Origin of the sequence: Bacillus sp. es.034, from assembly GCF_002563655.1 — a bacterium.
Taxonomy (GTDB): domain Bacteria; phylum Bacillota; class Bacilli; order Bacillales; family Bacillaceae_B; genus Rossellomorea.
On sequence record NZ_PDIY01000001.1, the window covers coordinates 3966154 to 3981807 of the forward strand.

15 protein-coding genes are annotated in these 15654 nt (G+C 44.8%); 4 read left to right on the forward strand and 11 right to left on the reverse strand.

All coding sequences use genetic code 11. The features are described from left to right. Positions 1-474, forward strand: a complete 474-nt coding sequence (locus ATG71_RS20185; RefSeq protein WP_098441203.1) for a thioredoxin family protein — start codon at positions 1-3, stop codon at positions 472-474. Between the two features lie 178 nt (positions 475-652). Here ATG71_RS20185 and ATG71_RS20190 read toward each other — a convergent pair whose 3' ends face one another. Next, positions 653-1054, reverse strand: coding sequence for a DUF5365 family protein (locus ATG71_RS20190; RefSeq protein ID WP_286163080.1), 402 nt, complete (start codon positions 1052-1054; stop codon positions 653-655). A gap of 171 nt (positions 1055-1225) precedes the next feature. Between ATG71_RS20190 and ATG71_RS20195 the strand changes: the two genes are divergently transcribed. Next, complete coding sequence (locus ATG71_RS20195) at positions 1226-2110, forward strand: RluA family pseudouridine synthase (protein WP_098441204.1); 885 nt, start codon at positions 1226-1228, stop codon at positions 2108-2110. A gap of 71 nt (positions 2111-2181) precedes the next feature. Here ATG71_RS20195 and wrbA read toward each other — a convergent pair whose 3' ends face one another. The 8 genes from wrbA to ATG71_RS20235 all read right to left on the reverse strand — a co-directional run bounded on the left by wrbA (position 2182) and on the right by ATG71_RS20235 (position 10959). Beyond that, positions 2182-2796 (reverse strand): NAD(P)H:quinone oxidoreductase, encoded by a 615-nt coding sequence (wrbA, locus tag ATG71_RS20200; RefSeq protein ID WP_079533964.1) that lies wholly within the window; start codon positions 2794-2796, stop codon positions 2182-2184. A gap of 74 nt (positions 2797-2870) precedes the next feature. Next, the gene (locus tag ATG71_RS20205; protein WP_098441919.1) at positions 2871-3272 is read right to left on the reverse strand and encodes a DoxX family protein; all 402 of its coding nucleotides are present in this window, start codon (positions 3270-3272) and stop codon (positions 2871-2873) included. Between the two features lie 273 nt (positions 3273-3545). Beyond that, a complete protein-coding gene (locus ATG71_RS20210) occupies positions 3546-4376 on the reverse strand; it encodes an aldo/keto reductase (protein WP_098441205.1) in 831 nt (276 codons plus the stop codon). 133 nt (positions 4377-4509) lie between these two features. Further along, entirely contained in the window at positions 4510-6777 is a 2268-nt protein-coding gene (gene helD / locus ATG71_RS20215; protein ID WP_098441206.1) for an RNA polymerase recycling motor HelD, read from the reverse strand. 321 nt (positions 6778-7098) lie between these two features. Further along, positions 7099-8388, reverse strand: coding sequence for a sensor histidine kinase (locus tag ATG71_RS20220; RefSeq protein ID WP_098441207.1), 1290 nt, complete (start codon positions 8386-8388; stop codon positions 7099-7101). Between the two features lie 118 nt (positions 8389-8506). Then, entirely contained in the window at positions 8507-9439 is a 933-nt protein-coding gene (locus ATG71_RS20225; RefSeq protein WP_098441208.1) for an ATP-grasp domain-containing protein, read from the reverse strand. 95 nt (positions 9440-9534) lie between these two features. After that, positions 9535-9801, reverse strand: a complete 267-nt coding sequence (locus ATG71_RS20230; RefSeq protein ID WP_179886591.1) for an MscL family protein — start codon at positions 9799-9801, stop codon at positions 9535-9537. 198 nt (positions 9802-9999) lie between these two features. Then, a complete protein-coding gene (locus tag ATG71_RS20235; protein ID WP_179886592.1) occupies positions 10000-10959 on the reverse strand; it encodes a LacI family DNA-binding transcriptional regulator in 960 nt (319 codons plus the stop codon). Between the two features lie 148 nt (positions 10960-11107). Between ATG71_RS20235 and ATG71_RS23860 the strand changes: the two genes are divergently transcribed. Then, positions 11108-11236 (forward strand): hypothetical protein, encoded by a 129-nt coding sequence (locus ATG71_RS23860; protein WP_286163081.1) that lies wholly within the window; start codon positions 11108-11110, stop codon positions 11234-11236. A gap of 202 nt (positions 11237-11438) precedes the next feature. Beyond that, positions 11439-12056 (forward strand): nitroreductase family protein, encoded by a 618-nt coding sequence (locus ATG71_RS20240; RefSeq protein WP_098441211.1) that lies wholly within the window; start codon positions 11439-11441, stop codon positions 12054-12056. Between the two features lie 50 nt (positions 12057-12106). Here the strand turns inward: ATG71_RS20240 and cydC are convergent, their stop codons facing one another. Further along, positions 12107-13825: a thiol reductant ABC exporter subunit CydC gene (cydC, locus tag ATG71_RS20245; RefSeq protein WP_098441212.1), complete on the reverse strand. Its 1719-nt coding sequence runs from the start codon at positions 13823-13825 to the stop codon at positions 12107-12109. Beyond that, the gene (gene cydD / locus ATG71_RS20250; protein WP_098441920.1) at positions 13826-15556 is read right to left on the reverse strand and encodes a thiol reductant ABC exporter subunit CydD; all 1731 of its coding nucleotides are present in this window, start codon (positions 15554-15556) and stop codon (positions 13826-13828) included. Positions 15557-15654: the final 98 nt, after the last annotated feature.

A 15654-nucleotide genomic window follows, 5' to 3' on the forward strand; every position in this document is an offset into this window, starting at 1 on the left:
TTGAAAAAAATCATCATATTCCTGGTGGCGATCGTCGGATTATTCGCAGCCATCGCCATTGTCACCAGCGTCCAGAACAGTCAAAAAGCCGAGGGAAATAAGTTCAAAAAAGCGAAACTCGACCCGGCGACCGTTGAACTGCTGGATGATCCAAACTATCAAAACGTCATCCTTCCAAAAGAGCTGGAAGAGAAATTAAAGAATAAAGAAGAAGCGACCGTCTACTTCTACAGCTCTACTTGTATCCATTGTAAAAGAACGACACCTACCCTCGCACCTCTTGCCGAAGATATGGGAGTCGACATGGTTCAGTACAATCTGCTTGAATTCGAACAGGGCTGGGATCAATACGGAATCGAAGCCACTCCTACACTCGTTCATTACGAGAATGGAAAAGAAGTGGCGAGAATCGTAGGAGAACATCCTAAAGAAGATTTCAAAGCATTTTTCGAAGAGAACGTAAAATCAGAATAAAAAAGAGGGGCTGACTTTTCCACGAGTCAGCCCCTTTCAAGTGAGGAGGAATTTCAAGATGAAGATACGTTGTATCTTCAGATTAACTTATTACTTGCTATTTTCCCCTCACAAGAACCTTTCAAACATGCTAATGCGAATTTTCTAAAGTATCTAACTATTAAGGGCGTGATACAGCTTACACAAGCAGCTGGTTATCCGCTCTAGAGTAGATGCTCAGATTATGTTTACAGTCTGATTCTTCCGTAAATTGATCATACGATAAAGGGAAGAACATGCCGAAGCTTTGAAGGATGCCGGCATTGTGATAGAACATATCTTCATATAGGTCTTCATTTGATCCGCTTTCAACGATGGAAATCAGTGTTTGCAGGCTTGAGATCACTTGAAATGCTTCCTTAAGGGTCCCGAAATATTCAAAATTCCTCGTCGTCGTATGTAATACTTGCATATCATCGAATTGTTCGATTTCATCATCTGTGAAATAATCAGGGAAAATAGTACAATACATGTACTGTATAAGCTCTTGGATTTTATCTTCCTGTTCATGTGTTGATGCTAGTAAAACTTTCACCATCATAACCCACCTTTGTAACGGTTGTAATCTCTCTGTAATAGATATATTAAGGATAACATAGAAGTAGAACCAACAGCGTGGTAATTATACCCATGAATTGGGTTGAATAGGTGCTATGATAGGATTAAATACCCACAATAGTATAAGATATTTGTCATTTAAAGGGGTTTTTTGATGAAAACACGAAAAATAGGCGAACGATTCGACCTAGTCATTCCAAATGATTGGAAAAATGTAACGATTGAAACAATTCTTAGAAACCACTGGCAGGCTCCTAAGAAACTGGTTCATTCCATGAGGATGGAAGGTGATGTCAAAGTGAACGGAGAGTTGACTTCATGGACCTCCCCCCTCTCACAAGGGGATATTCTGCAGATCCGATTATTCAAGGAAGTCGAATATGATGTTCCCCCCACCTACGGGGAGCTGGACGTATTGTTTGAGGATGAACATCTGATTGTCGTCAACAAGCCTGCCGGGATCGATACCCATCCGAATACTCCTGATGAAACGGATACCCTGGCCAATCTTGTCGCGTTCCATCATCAGGCCCAAGGGGAAAGCTGTCGTGTCCTGCATATCCATCGGTTAGATCGCGATACGTCCGGCGCAATCATCTTCGCCAAGCATCCGTTAAGTAAAGCGATCCTTGACCGGCTTCTTGCCGAAAGACAAATCAAGCGTACGTATCATGCCCTGGTACATGGTCGTTTGAAACAGAAGAAAGGCACCATCTCAGAACCGATCGGCAGAGACCGACATCACAATACGAGAAGAAGGGTATCGCCATCCGGTCAGGATGCAGTCACCCATTATAAAGTAATGGAAGTCAGGAATCCGTATACATTCATCGAAGTACAGCTTGATACCGGCCGCACGCACCAAATCCGCGTCCATATGAGCCACATCGGTCACCCTCTGGCTGGCGACACATTATACGGGGGAAAACCGGTATTCACGAGGCAGGCACTGCATGCAGCCAGAATTTCGTTCCCTCATCCGCTGACGGGGGAACGGATTGAATGCGAAGCCGAATGCCATGATGATATTGGGTTGTAATGGAATAAATTCAGTACACACAAAAAAGACCAGGTCACTCAAACTTACGAGTGTACCTGGTTTCTTTTTCATTATTTCAATCCATTTTTCACCGCTTCAGCGATTTGAATCGTGCGGCGGGTCTGGTGCTTCACGGCTGGTTCCACGGATTCGACCATATTGCCTTCCTGATCGACCGTTACACTCGTACCGTATGGATTCCCTCCAGTTGCAAAGCTTGATTGGTCTGTGTATCCAGGTGCGGCGATGATGGCACCCCAGTGCATCATGGTTGTGTAAAGAGCCAGAACCGTTTGCTCCTGTCCACCGTGTGAGTTGCTTGCAGATGATGTGGCGCTCACTACCTTGTTAGCCAGTTTTCCATTGAACCACAGTCCTCCAGTTGTATCAAGGAACGCTTTGACTTGAGATGGCACGTTACCGAATCTTGTAGGAACGTTGAATAGATAAGCATCTGCCCATTCCAGATCATCAAGGGTTGCTACAGGGACCGTATCTTTTGTTTCATTGTAGTGCTTTTCCCATGCCGGGTTGGAAGCAATCGCTCCTTCTGGTGCAGTCTCTTCAAAACGAAGTAATTTCACTTCTGCCCCTGCTTCTTTCGCAGCTTCTTCAGCCCATTTCGCCATCTGATAGTTTGTTCCTGTTGAACTGTAGTACATGATTGCCAATTTTACGTTAGACATAAAATCTCTCCTTTAGATATGTTTTTTATATAGTAAAAGGGTGAAACACAAGATTTGGGTTGCATGTAAATCCATTAAGCAAATAAGAGTGCATCTATTGAAAAGCTCCCTGCTCCGACAAGGGCTACCCCAAGTGCCACAACAATGAGCATCACATTATATTCTGTACCATTTTGTGTCGCCCAATAACCATTTACACCATGAACTTTCACGATGGCCACGATCATGGTGCCTATGATGAGTAGTGCTCCTAATGGTGTAAGGAAGCCTGCGGCAAACAACAATCCACCCGCTACTTCGGATATCCCTGCAAGTAACGCCATTGTTCTTCCCGGCTTGATTCCAATCGACTCAAAGAAACCTCCTGTGCCCTGTACACCATGACCTCCGAACCACCCGAATAATTTCTGTGTTCCGTGGGCAGCGAATGTCAATCCCACTACTAAACGAATAACCAATAAACCGAACGCAGCCAATGCTGTCATCTTTTTTCCTCCTTCATGTTTTCCCTTCGAGATTCACCTTCAAACATTTCAAATTCAATTATTCTTACGTCAATTATCTTGAATATGAGATATATAATTAAAAAAATAAGACATGTTATCTCGAATATGATTATTTTGATTTCGAGATAATTGTATAACATTCTTCTCTGCTCTGTCAATAACTATTTTCAACATTTATTGAAATGGGTTTTAGGAAAAAAAAGAGGTCCGTCCCTGTTCACGAGGGACGGACCTCTTTATAGATTAAAAATCGAAGTTGTCTGGATCTGGACCAAAACGTTCGTCCAGATTTAGTTGGTTGATTTGATTCATCTCTTCCAGTGAAAGCTCGAAGTTGAACAGATCTGCATTTTCTTTGATGCGGTTTTCATGAACCGACTTTGGAATGATGATGACATCATTCTGAAGGTGCCAGCGCAGAATCACCTGTGCAGCAGACTTTTCATGCTTCTCTGCAATGTGGTTTAATGTAGGTTCATCCAATACACGCCCTTGAGCAATCGGGGACCACGCTTCTACGGCGATATTTTGTGAAGCACAGAATTCTCTTATTTTTTCCTGATTCAGACGAGGATGTAACTCGATTTGATTTAATACAGGCTTTTCATTGCTGTTTTTCATCAGATCTTCCAGATGATGCTGATGGAAGTTACTTACACCGATGGATTTGATCAATCCTTCGCCATGAAGTCTCTCCATTGCTTTCCATGTATCATTGTACTTCCCTTCTACTGGCCAGTGAATGAGATACAGGTCCAGGTACTCCATATCCAGCTTCTTCAGGCTCGTTTCAAATGCCTTTAAAGTCGTATCGTAGCCTTGATCACTATTCCACACTTTCGAAGTGATGAACAGGTCCTCTCTCGCTACTCCACCTTCTTTCACCCCTTGACCTACGCTTTCTTCATTATCGTAGATCGCGGCAGTATCGATGGAACGGTACCCTGACTGAATCGCTGTTCGAACAGCCTGCACCGTTTCAGACGGATCTTTCATTTGGTAAACTCCTAAACCGACATACGGAATTTCGATCCCGTTATGTAGCGTCTTCGTGCCCTGTAAGTTTTTCAACATATTGCATCCCTCCTGATTCATTATTTTACAAACTTAAACGGCAGAAAGCTAATTTTATGATTCCCGAGTATCCAATGATAATAAATAGGTCCGTCCCTCGGTTTAGAGGGACGGACCTATTCTTATACCTTGCCTACCGACCGATAAATTGTTTTCGTTTCTTCCCTATGAATGCAAGCTTATGAAGGGGTCGTGTCATGGCAACGTACTGCAGCTTGATGTCTAGTTCGTTTTCCGGGTTGAAGGATTCTTCCACCGCAGCGATAACCACCACGTCAAACTCGAGTCCCTTCGAGAGATAGGAAGGAACGACGACGATCTGATCTTTCGGGATCGATTCCTGTTCTTCCAACAGCTTTACCTTCCCCGGCTGCCTCTCTTGAAGGATATCGCTTATTTCCACACAGTCCTTCATGCTTTTTCCGATGACGGCGAAGGTTTGGAATCCTTCTTTCCGTCCTGATTCTACTTTCTCCTCGATCAAGGAAGCGAGTTCATCCAATTCCACATACTCATCAAAGCTCGGAGCATCTCCATGTCGCACCACCGGATTCACTTTCGGAAAATCATAGGGTAAGAGGCTCAGCAATTTATTCGCTTCCTCCATGATTTCAATCGTCGTACGGTAGCTTTTTTGAAGCTCGGTGTACGTCGCCCTTGGAAAGATGTCCCGGTAAACCGGTTCCCAGGACTGAAGGCCCCGGTATGAGTGAATCCCTTGAGCGAGATCCCCGACCAGTGTGAACATGTCGGTCTCAAGTGCCCGCTTCAAAGAATAGAGCTGCATATAACTATAATCCTGTGCTTCATCAATGACGATGTTTTTTGCTTTGTGAAATTTATCGATGCCGAACAAATGGGATTGCAAGTATAGGAGAATGGCCAAATCCTCTACTTCATACTGCTTTTTCTTTGCATATTTCAACGTGTACTGACAGAGCTGTTCCGCCTGTCTCACGCTGAGCTCCCCCTTTGAGTAGGAAGCAAGGCGAACGGGATCCGAAAACAACTCAATGAAATACTCATGCAGATTCTTCTTTTCAAACTGCTTCATGTATCCATTGACACTGGTACGTATCGCTTTCTTGATCTCGTCCACACGCTCGAGTTTCTTGTCCAAGGCTTTCGAGACATATTCCTTTCGGTTCCCTGCCTTTGATCGTTCAAAGAGTGCGGTTTCGATCCGCTCATCAAAGAATTTCTCGACCTTCTCAACCATTTGCTTCTTGTTCGAGCGCACATAGCTTTGAAGGAGTGACTTCAGCTTTTCCATCCGTCGATAGATTGGCATATACGTATATTCCTCTTTAAAAAGGTGAGTGAACCTTTTGGCGGTATACAGCTTGTATTTATCCACATAGAAATCCTTTGATGTATAAAAGCGCTGTTCGACTTCTTCTATATAATGCTCGAGAATTCTCCTGAATGGTTTAGACCCTTTGAATCCTGATATCCATGATGCAGTCTCCACTTTTTCATCATGGGTCTCAATCAGCTGGATGAGCTTGCTATCTTCTACAATCGTAAGCTTCTTTTCTAAGCAGGTCATGACATAGTCTGTGAATGTCGTTTGCCTTACACGCTCCACCCCAAGTTCCGGGAGTGCTTCTGAAATATAGTCGATGAACAAATTACTCGGGGCCAGGATCATCAGTTGTCTCGGATCAAAGTGCTGTTTGTAGTTATAAATAAAATAAGAAATCCGGTGAAGGGCAATGGTTGTTTTCCCGCTTCCAGCCGCTCCCTGGACAATGATCGGCTTGTTCAAGTCGGCCCGGATGATCCGGTTCTGTTCCTCCTGGATCGTGGAAATGATTTCAGTCAAACGGTTACTGGAGCTTTTCGCCAATGAATCCTGAAGCAGTTCATCGGTGGTCGTTAAGTCAATATCGCGAATTTCTTCCAGGAGTCCATCCTCGATCATGTATTGCCGCTTCAGGGACAAATCTCCTTCGTACATTTCGCCTTCAGCCTCGTAGGAGACATCGCCGATCCTTCCTTCGTAGTACAGGTTTGCGATGGGGGATCTCCAGTCAACGATGATCTGCTCCTGGTTTTCCCGCTGATACAGGGAGGTCTTCCCGATATAATGCTTCTCCACCTTGCCGGAGCCCTCATGTTGAAAATCGATTCGGGCAAAGTACGGTTTCGTCTTCGCTTTCGTAAGGGACTCCAATTCTTCTTTGGACATCTCAAAAAAGCTTGAGTTCGTCAAAATATCGATGTAGGCGGCACTCGACTCTCCCCAATCAATATCTCCAAAAGCTTTTTCCATGTTTTCCTTATACTTTTCCTTACTCGTCTGGGATGTACTGATGACAACATCAATGTAGCGTTTCGTAAACTCTAAGCGTTCTGATTCACTTGAAAAATCGGGATGAATAGTCGATTCCTTTGTCATACATTTCTCCTTCCAATTGTTTTAGCCGCAATGGAGAAAAAACGTCTTGCCACTTCCACCAAGGTAACGACTCTTGGTGGGGAAAACGTTGATAACGAAAAGCGGAGGCGGCTCGATCAGGCCCGACAAGCATAAGATGAGTCTGGCGGGAAGGCGCTTTTTGCCTTTTTGAGAGACTCCGCTTATGATCTCGAGGGCCTAGACGCCGGAGCTAGACATTATAAAGACATATCGAAATCTGTAAAAATTATGTAGGCGTTTGGGAGCAGAAATATATATTATCAGATAATTCAGGAATAGACAAGTAGAAAAACCCTCCACCTAAACAGATGAAGGGTCCTTCACTTGATCCACAGGGAACACAATATGAAAACCAGTGCCCTTACCCACTCGGCTCTCCACGGTAATGACACCCCTCATGGCTTCGATGATCCGGTAGGAAACCATCAGTCCGAGTCCCGTTCCCTTATCCTTCGTAGAGAAATAAGGTTCGCCGAGTCTCTCTTGTTGATCCGGGGTCATTCCGACGCCGGTATCAGTGATGGAAATGCTAACGGTCCCTTTTTGAACCTTCGAAAGAATTGTGAGTGTGCCTCCGTTAGGCATGGATTCGATGGCGTTTTTGATGATGTTGAGAAAGGCCTGTTGGAAACTGCGGGTGTTCCCTACGATGGAGGCATCCTCAATCTGTTTTTGTACGAGCACCGATTGTTGATTGCTCAAGGGTTCCACCATGTCGGCAAGCTTATGGAGCTGTTCCGAAATGGAGATGTTCTCCACTTGATCCGGATCCGGTTTGGCAAACGTGAGATAATCGTTGATGATTTCTTCCGCCCGGTTCAGTTCGGATGATGCGATCGTAAGATATTGTTCTCTTTTCCCCATAGGAAGATTTTCCTGATGGAGCAGCCTCAGGAAACCCTTGATCACCGTCAAAGGATTTTTCACCTCATGGGAAATGCTGGCGGCCAGCTGTGCGAGTACTTCCATCTTTTCTATTTTCACAAGTGCTTGTTTGATTTGAATCTGTTTCAGCAATGTCTCACATATGTAAGTCAGGATCAGCATGCCCAAGGAAGGGAGGAAAATAAAATTTATCAGATAGCTTTCGTCAATCACAAACACTGTCATTGCCTTCGCAATAAGAGCTGCTGCGATGGAATGGATCGTAAAGAGAACCACTGAGAATATGATCTTCTTCCTGCTTGTTAACCGGTTGAAATCGAACCATTTCATCCCGATGACCGTCAAGAGGTAGATCACGGCATAAATCACGAGCGCCACCATACTCCAACTGTAGATCATCGTCCTTGATACCAATAAGACAGCGAGCAATGCAAGTCCTGTAAATGGTCCGCCATACAGAATGCCGAGAACAAATGGAATCATTCTGAGATCGTGGACACAGTATGGGTTATTGTATATGGGGGAAAGCATGCACAGAATAATGGCGATGCTTAAAGAAACAAGGGTTGCGAACCTTGTATACCAACCGTGTATCATCTTCTTTTCAACAAGGAAAAAAATTAAAAAAATACTCAAAATGATATAAAAGAAATTATTAATGACATCCTGATTGAAAATAATCATCCTTACCCTTTGACCTTTCACGGAAATTGTCTTCTTAATAAAAATTCTACCATACAAATCCCTATATCGTTACAATTATATATGTAACAGCGGATTTACATAGAGAACTCTCCTGTAAACCTACAGGAGAGCCATCACCTTACACCGTTTTCAGTTGTTCACCGAGATATTTTGCAAGCTCAAGCATTCCGTATTGCCCGGACTTCGACTCGGCATCTTTATTGTAATTGGTATTCGTGTTCACATCATACGTATAGATGTTGCCTTCATGGTCCTGGATAAATTCAATCCCGGCTATATCGATTTGATTCGCATGCAAAAACGCTTCATATGATTTCAGGATCTCATGTGAAAAGTTCTCCCTGATCTGAAATTTAGGCTTGTCTTCCTGTTCCCCTACAGGACAGAATAGATCATCCACCTGGCATACGTCAGCCGGACATAATTCGAAGCCTTCCGATGTATCCACCTTCACTGCATACATGAACTTACCACCTATGAACTCACAGCGTGTAATTGATGCATCTGGTGCTTCGATGTACTCCTGTATGAGTGTCGTGCCGTCTAACGGTTCTTCAAAGTCGTCACTGTACACATAATTCTTCAATGCTTCCACCGATTGGAACAATTGCACCCCCAACCCTTTTCCTGCACGATTATGCTTCGTGATGAAGGATCGTTTCCCAAGCTTTTCAGCAGCTTCGATGATTTGTTCTTTCCCAACGGCTGCAATGGTTTCCGGTGTCCTGATGCCGGCAGCATTCAAGGCTGTATACTGATTCACTTTACTAACTTCCAAGCGAAGGGCACGGCTTCCATTGAGGACCTTTCTTCCGTTTCGCTCTAACCAGGATAGAACACTCTCCGTCAATTCCGGTGCAAAACGATGGTTTCGCGTATGTGACGAGGCACTGATTCGATTATAGAAAATACCTTCCGGAGGCTTTGATGATAATTCAACGAGTCCACGATCAAGGAACCATTCCTCATAAGGCAATTGGAGCTCATCAAGCCTGGACGTTAAATGATTGGTCCATTCACTGTTTTCATGAATGATATGAATTTTTTTCATGATCATTACCCCATTTGTTCGTATGATTTTATATATATTCTTATAACACAAAGTAATCCTACTATAAAAGTAGGATTTAGGCAATGATCATGAATTTACTTTAACTTACGATCCGTTCTCATCTGAATTTTCATGCCGCTTTTCGTCAAGAGATCACGGGCTTTGACTGGTACCGCTATGCGGGCACTCTTAAAATCGTCCTTCAGGATGTCTCTGATTTCCTGCAGGACTTCAAGGTTGTTCGTCCGATGCGTCTTAGTAGCCTGATCACTGTCAGCTAACCGGTTCACCAGTTTAACCATTAAAAAAATACTCGTGGCAATTAGAAGAAGGTCAACCAATGAGCCCAGGAACTTCCCCAATCCAATCACTCCTATCTTGTCTCTAGATTACTTAAAGATATGGGGAAAAGGAGCGTGTTATGAAGGCTAATTCATTATAGAAGATATTTTCCTACGATTGCGATCAATACAATACATGCGACAACTCCCATCAGAATGACGAGCATTTTTTCTTCCTTGTTCCCCTGCATGGTTTTCCCTCCCTCTGAGCAGCATGACTTACACGCTTCCTCGTTCAAACAATCTTGTGTTCAATATGACCGGATCAGGATGTTCCGTTTCAAGAAATAGTTTAAACGCTTCTTCCCCTACTTTTCTTATCGGTACTTCAAATGATGTGATATCGAGGGCATCGGCAAGTGGATGGTTATCAAAGCTCAGGATTGCCAGGTCGTCTGGAATCCTGATTGACCTTTTCCCCGCCTCTGCCACCATGCCAGCAGATACTTGGTCGCTCGTTACGATAAGGGCGGAGGGCTTTACCTCCATTTTATCCCATGCATTCAATACATCCCGCCCGTCCTGAAGATCGTAGCAGTCATTGAATATCCACTCGTCACGCACGGGATGACCGGCAGCCTCTCTGCTGTCGAAGAACCCCCGGATCCGTTCTTCGCTATTTGTCCCAAATGTCCTGTGCAAACACAAGCCGATTCGCGAGTGCCCTTTAGAATAAAGATACTGGAGCCCGCTGCGAATCCCCTGATAATGATCAATGAATACCTTTTTATATGTGGGGTCGTACACATTTTCACAAAACACCACATTAGGACTGATAAATGAAGCTAGAGCATCCAGAGGATTGGAGCGTGACGTCAGGATCAATCCATCCACTTCCTTCATCTGAAGTCGATGAAAGGCATCAAGTTCAGCCTCCCTGTCATAATCCGTCTGAAAAAGCTGGAGGTGATAACCATGTTTTAACGCTTCCCCCGCTATGCCTTGCAGAATCTCCCCAAAGTAAGGAAGATTCAAATACGGCAGAATCACGCCGATACTATAGGTTTTCCCTTTTGATAAATGAACAGCGTTCGCGTTCTTTATATAGTTTAACTGCTCCACAGCATGGAGGACCTTTCGGCGCTTCTCTTCTTTCACATAAGGATGATCATTCAATACCCTGGAAACCGTTGACACCGAAACTCCAGCAAGCTTCGCAATACTTCTAATATTTGTCATACCCATACCCCTCAAGTAACCATATTCACATCAAAAAATAACTCTTCAAAAAAACGCTTGCTCTGAAACGCGTTTCACACTTTAAAGTAAAATCATGCAAGGATCTCATCGTTATTTCATTCCCAAATTCTGATAAGGAGGCTATACTATGCTCGGCATTTTATTCTTACCCGTTCTCTGTGCCATCATCATCGGCGGAAGTTACGCTGCATTAAAGCCCATCCACTTCCACACTCCATACGATTTTGAGCACATCTACAACTCGAAGCTCCTTTAGTTCCTACGCCTGCTTTTTGTGTGAAGCAGGCTTTTATATTCAACATCCACCGCGGATCGTTCTTTCATACATCCTAAAACTTCATTCCTTGACGCATACTAAAACGTCGGTTATATTGTTCGTATTGCTTAATAGCTTACAAAAAGTAAGTAACATACAAATATATACCACATTATAACATTTCTTCATACATCAAGGAGGCATACTCATGGATAATTTCTTTCAAATCGTCGACGAACGCCGCTCCACGAAAGTATACGACCCTCACGTGGAAATCCCCCGTGAGGAATTAGTCAGCCTGTTAGAGGCGGCTGGGAAAGCTCCATCTGCCTGGAATCTGCAGCAATGGAAATTCCTTGTATTTGATCATAAAGAAGTACAGGAACGCTTACTTCCGATCGCCTATCACCAGCAACAGGTACATGATGCTTCTGCTGTCGTGGCTATACTTGGTGACCTTGAAGCCAATAAGAACATCGATCCCGTCTTTGATCCTGCGATCGAGAAAGGCGAAATGACGACAGAAATCAAAGAGGTCCTGAAGAAACAGATCGAAGGCGCGTACAGCCGTGAGGAATACCCGCGGGACGCGGCATTCAGCAATGCATCACTCGCTGCCATGCAATTCATGCTTGCCGCGAAAGCAAAGGGCTGGGACACTTGCCCGATCGGTGGATTCAATCCGGCAGGCCTCGCAAGCGAATTCAATGTGTCTGAGCGTTATCTTCCCATCATGCTGATCACGATCGGAAAACCGCTTCAAAAAGCACGAAAGACAGACCGGCTGGATATCCGTAACTTAATTGATTGGGCAGAATAAGTGCCTGTAACTAAAGCCACATCCTGAATGGGATGTGGCTTTTTGATGAGTTAAAAGAGGACGCTCTTTTCAATCTGTTTCATTTCATAGAAATAGCCTTTTTGACTCATAAGCTCTTGATAGCTACCTGATTCCACCACACTCCCCTGATTCATGACGATGATTTGGTCCATTTTTTCAAGACCTGTCAATCGATGACTGATCAGAACCAGCGTATCCCCGTCGGCTGCTGAATACAGATGGTCAAATATTTCTTTTTCCATCAATGCATCAACGGAAGATGTCGGTTCATCGAGCATCCATAACGGTGAATCTTTCAAGAGGGCCCTTGCAATCGCCAACCTCTGCTTTTCTCCCCCGGAAAGATTCTCTCCTTTTTCTAATACTTCATCCTCTAAAGATATGTGATCAAGTTTCACTTTACCCAATGCCGACTTCATTTCTTCGTCTGTCAAATCATCGCGCACGAGCATCAGATTTTCTTTGATTGTGCCGTAAAAGAAATGGTTTTCCTGAAGAACAACATTCGCATGCCCCCACAATGACTCTTTATCGATATCCTTAATGGAAGTATCATTGACGAAAATCGCTCCTTCGTCCGTCGGGTAAAAGTGTAATAACAATTGAAGTAACGTCGACTTGCCTGATCCCGATGGTCCTACGATCGCCGTTTTCGAACCTGCGGGGAGCTCGAGACTCACCCCGTCCAATGTCTTTCTTTCCTTCCCGTCAAAGGAAAAGCCCACATCCCTCATGGAGAAAGAAGGAACATCCCCTTCAAGGACCGAAGCCATTGGAGGTCCGTCCCTCTCGATGGGTTCTTGGGGCATGATAGTAGAAAGTCTGGCTGCCGCCCGGCGTGAATCTTCATAGTGGGTCGGCAGGATCGCCATTGGTGTGGCGTTTTCGAATACTGTTAATGAGATCATGACAAGCATGGCTAGGAATATCCCGTCCAGTTGACCTGCTGCTACTGAATAAGCCCCCAAAGCTAAAACAATCCATGAAATGAGCAGGGAAACGAGGATGTTCGTTGAATGACTAAAAAGGGAATACCGGCTCTCCCTTTCCTGCTCACTCACATACCCTGTCGCTGCCTGGACGAGACTTGCCTCTTTAACCTCCAGTCTACGGTAGATTTTCAGGTCCCTGAATCCATAAAGAAATTCCGTCACCTCTGTGGATAACCCCCCTCGTCTTTCCCGCAGCGTCGCCTCCACTTTTCTCTGTTTAAAAGCAAAGTAGGCAGGGACGATATAGCCTGTCAACAAGAGACCTCCGAGTAGGACCAGCGCAATTGAAACAGAGTAAAACACAGTAAATAAAACCGTGCTTAAAAATACCATCACGAGGATGACGGGCGGATAAAAAACGCGAAGAAAGAAATTCTGCAGGCTCTCAACATCTCCAACGATTCTTGCGAGAAGGTCCCCGCTTCGATAATGCCCGAAAATCCCCGGTGCGAGGGGCTCGATTTTTTCATAGATGGAAACCCGCAAGTTCGCCAAAATCGTGAACGTAGCCCGATGGGAAAAATAACGCTCCCCATAGCGGCTTACCGCTTTCGTTAAACCAAACAATTTCAAAAGAGCAATCATGACGGTCAGAGCGTAAAGCGGTACCTCCAAGGCCGCTTTGGAAATTAAATACCCACTCGAAGCAAATAGCCCCACAGAGGTAATGCCAGCCAGAAAGCCTAAAAGAATCGAATACACAATATCCTTCTTTTCCTTCATCATCAGCTTCACGATAAATTCTAATTCTTTCATCTAATGAGTCACCCCTTGCTGTACATTCACCATATCACGATAGTGAGGAGCCGATTTCATGAGCTCTTCATGAGTTCCCATCCCAGCCACTTTACCCTTATCCAACAACAAAATGGTATCTGCTTTTCGTATCGTATAAAGGCGGTGCGCTACGGTAATGACGGTTGCACCCTTAGCCAACTCCTCAATAGAAGACTGCAGGACTTGCTCGGTACCGAGATCCAATCCGGTTGTCGGTTCATCAAACAGGATGAGGGACGGACCTTTGAGAAACGCCCTTGCAATGGCAATGCGCTGTTTCTCTCCGCCGGAAAGGCCTCTCCCCGCCTCCCCGACCGGTGTATCATAACCTTTATGGAGTCCCGCAATCATTTCAGCAATCCCGGCTTTTTCAGCGGCGGATTCGATTTCTTCACGGGTGACCCCCTCTCTTCCCCCGACCGCAATATTCTCAGCTATCGTGCCTGAGAATAAGTACGGATTCTGTGAAATGTAACTCAATTGTTCAAACCAGTCTCTTTCCACGTATTCGCTTCTTGGAAATCCATTAATGAGAAGCTCTCCCTCAGAAGGATCAAGCAGACCAGCCAGCAGATGAAGGAGGGTTGTCTTTCCCGCTCCACTCTGACCGATGACCGCCACTTGGCTCCGTGTAGGGATGACGGCGGTGACCCCTTGAAGGGCATAGCCTTTATCACTGTAGGAGAACCCGAGGTTACGCAATTCGATTGTGGGGGGCACCCTATTTGAATTGCGTTCCCTCTCTCCCCATTTGACCGGCTGCTCTTTTTCCTGAAGCTCCTCCATGACCTTCTTTGCGGCACCCATGCTTCCACGCCCGGTATGAAACGCATTCCCCAGCTCTTTTAAAGACTGATAGAATTCCGGGGCCAGGACAAGAACGAAGAAAGCGGTGAAGAACGGGATACTCTCAAAGACTACCAATCTCAGCCCCACCTCCAGGGCGATCAGGCCGATACTTAACATGGAAATGAATTCAAGCATCAAAGAAGATAAAAATGCCGTCTTCAATACGTCCATGGTTGCTTCCCGGAAGTCCAGACTACTTGATTGGATCCCCTCTTTCTGCTTCCTTCCCCTCCCAAGTAATTTTAAAGTAGTCAATCCTTGAAGAGTATCGAGGAATCTCCCGGAAAAAGCGGTCAGCTTGTCCATCTGCTTCTCTGATTTCTTCTTGGTCATGACTCCGATGATGGCCATGAATAATGGGATGAATGGAGCCGTCACCACCATGATCAAACCTGTATACACATGCTCAGTAAAGATGGTGATCAACAGGATCAAAGGAACGATGGTGGTCTGGATCCTTTGAGGAATATACTGACTGTAAAATCCGTCCAACCCATCGACCGCATCCATCATCGTGCTGACCTTTTTTCCCGATTGACCTTGTATGGAAGCCTGAAGGGGATTTTTTGCCCATTTCTTCAACAGTCGTTTTCTCAGGTCCCCTTTCACATTTGCGGCCATTCTGATTCCGATTCGGCCATTGACATATGAAAGGACGGCCCTTCCTATGAGTATGATAAACAAAACCCCAAGCATCGGGAGGATATACTGGAACCCGAGCTTCTCTATGAATATGGAATTAACAATGCTTACGAGCAAATAAGCCTGTCCAACAACGACTCCCCCCATCAACAGGGAAGTCACGTAAAGCGTCATGGTGGATGCTCTTTGTTCTTTAGCTAATTGATTAAGCTCTTTCATCATTGCTCTCAGCTCCAAAAGTTAAAAGTTAGTGAAGTATTTCACAATCTAATAACTCCATTATAGTAAACTTGGTTCGTTCATGCATCTTTTGTGAT

Bases quoted from the DNA above. Each gene is read 5' to 3' on its own strand.
- ATG71_RS20190 (WP_286163080.1), bottom strand. From the start codon at position 1,054: ATGATGGTGAAAGTTTTACTAGCATCAACACATGAACAGGAAGATAAA.
- ATG71_RS20195 (WP_098441204.1), top strand. From the start codon at position 1,226: ATGAAAACACGAAAAATAGGCGAACGATTCGACCTAGTCATTCCAAAT.
- wrbA (WP_079533964.1), bottom strand. From the start codon at position 2,796: ATGTCTAACGTAAAATTGGCAATCATGTACTACAGTTCAACAGGAACA.
- ATG71_RS20210 (WP_098441205.1), bottom strand. From the start codon at position 4,376: ATGTTGAAAAACTTACAGGGCACGAAGACGCTACATAACGGGATCGAA.
- helD (WP_098441206.1), bottom strand. From the start codon at position 6,777: ATGACAAAGGAATCGACTATTCATCCCGATTTTTCAAGTGAATCAGAA.
- ATG71_RS20225 (WP_098441208.1), bottom strand. From the start codon at position 9,439: ATGAAAAAAATTCATATCATTCATGAAAACAGTGAATGGACCAATCAT.
- ATG71_RS20235 (WP_179886592.1), bottom strand. From the start codon at position 10,959: ATGACAAATATTAGAAGTATTGCGAAGCTTGCTGGAGTTTCGGTGTCA.
- ATG71_RS23860 (WP_286163081.1), top strand. From the start codon at position 11,108: ATGCTCGGCATTTTATTCTTACCCGTTCTCTGTGCCATCATCATCGGC.
- cydC (WP_098441212.1), bottom strand. From the start codon at position 13,825: ATGAAAGAATTAGAATTTATCGTGAAGCTGATGATGAAGGAAAAGAAG.
- cydD (WP_098441920.1), bottom strand. From the start codon at position 15,556: ATGAAAGAGCTTAATCAATTAGCTAAAGAACAAAGAGCATCCACCATG.